This window comes from Hansschlegelia zhihuaiae (assembly GCF_004103825.1).
Lineage (GTDB): Bacteria > Pseudomonadota > Alphaproteobacteria > Rhizobiales > Methylopilaceae > Methylopila > Methylopila zhihuaiae.
This window is the reverse complement of the sequence record NZ_RYFI01000007.1, coordinates 157514-158898: the sequence shown is the minus strand read 5'-3', so window position 1 is coordinate 158898 and position 1385 is coordinate 157514. Positions and strand designations below refer to the sequence as shown.

Genomic DNA, 1385 nt, shown 5'->3' with positions numbered 1-1385 from the left:
AACTTCCCGACCCGCATCTCCTTCCAGGTCACCTCCAAGATCGACAGCCGGACGATCCTCGGCGAGATGGGCGCCGAGCAGCTGCTGGGGCAGGGCGACATGCTGCACATGCAGGGCGGCGGCCGCATCGCCCGCGTCCACGGGCCGTTCGTGTCCGACGCGGAGGTCGAGAAGGTCGTCGACCATCTGAAGCTTCAGGGCCGCCCCGACTATCTCGACGCCGTCACGGCGGACGAGGACGAGATGTCCGGCGAGGAGGGCGAAGGGGACGACGCCGCGGTGTTCGACTCCGGCGAGTTCGGCGAGGAGACGGGCGACATCTACGATCAGGCGGTCGCGGTGGTGATGCGCGACCGCAAGGCCTCGACCTCCTACATCCAGCGCCGCCTCCAGGTCGGCTACAACCGCGCCGCCTCGCTGATGGAGCGCATGGAGCAGGAAGGCATCGTGGGCCCGGCGAACCATGCGGGGAAGCGCGAGATCTTCAGGGGATCGTAACCGCCGCGTCCATGTCCCGGCCTTGAGCCGGGACCTATTCGTCGCGACAGCGGCCAAGTCGTTCGATGGCGGAGCCGCATGGGTCCCGGCTCAAGGCCGGGACATGAGGGCGCGCTACAACCTGTCCCTCAGCGCGAAATAGCTCATCGCGGCGACGAGGATCGGTTTGCGGAGCCAAGTCCCGCCAGGGAAGGCCGGGACGGGCAGCCGCGCCAGCAGGTCGAACCGGTCGAGGCGGCCCTTCACCGCTTCGGCCAGGATCTTGCCGAACATCGGCGCGAGCAGCACGCCCTGGCCCGAATAGCCGGCGGCCGTCAGCACATTCGGCCGGACCGCGCGCACGAAGGGCTGGCGGGTCGGCGTGACGCCGAGCACGCCGCCCCAGGCATGCTCGATCGCGGCGTCCTTCAGCTGCGGAAACACCTCCAGCATGTGCCGCCGCACGATCGGCGCGACGTCGGCGGGCAATTTCGTCGAATAGGTCTCGCCGCCGCCGAACAGCAGCCGCCCGTCCGGCGTCGGGCGGAAGTAGCGCACGACGAAGCGGCTGTCGGACACCGCGGCGCGGCTTGTGAGGACGTCCTTGAGCCGCTCCCCCAGCGGCGCGGTGACGGCGATGTGGTTCGCGATCGGCATGACGTGGGACTCGACCGTCGCGTCCACGCCTTCCAGCAGCCCGTCGGTGCAGATCAGGATCGTATCGGCGGAGACCCGCCCCGCCTCCGTCTCCAGCGCAGGCGGCGATCCATGCGCGATCCGGCGCACGCCCGACCCCTCGAAGATCCGCGCCCCGGCGTTCTCCGCCGCCTGCGCGAGGCCGAAGGTCAAAGCGAGCGGGTCGAGATGGCCCGCCCCGTGGTCGATCGCCCCGCCGAAATAGCCGTCGC

The 1385-nt window shown here is 70.0% G+C and carries 2 protein-coding genes; one reads left to right on the top strand and one right to left on the bottom strand.

Going from position 1 to position 1385, the window contains the following annotated elements:
* Window positions 1-498: DNA translocase FtsK (locus EK403_RS23090; RefSeq protein WP_280986575.1), on the top strand; the 498-nt coding region annotated here is incomplete at its 5' end.
* A 114-nt stretch (window positions 499-612) separates the two neighbouring features.
* On the opposite strand, the gene EK403_RS23085 is transcribed toward EK403_RS23090, so the two are convergent.
* Window positions 613-1385, bottom strand: a 773-nt coding sequence (locus EK403_RS23085) for an NAD(P)/FAD-dependent oxidoreductase (protein WP_245479606.1), incomplete at its 5' end; no start/stop codon positions are given.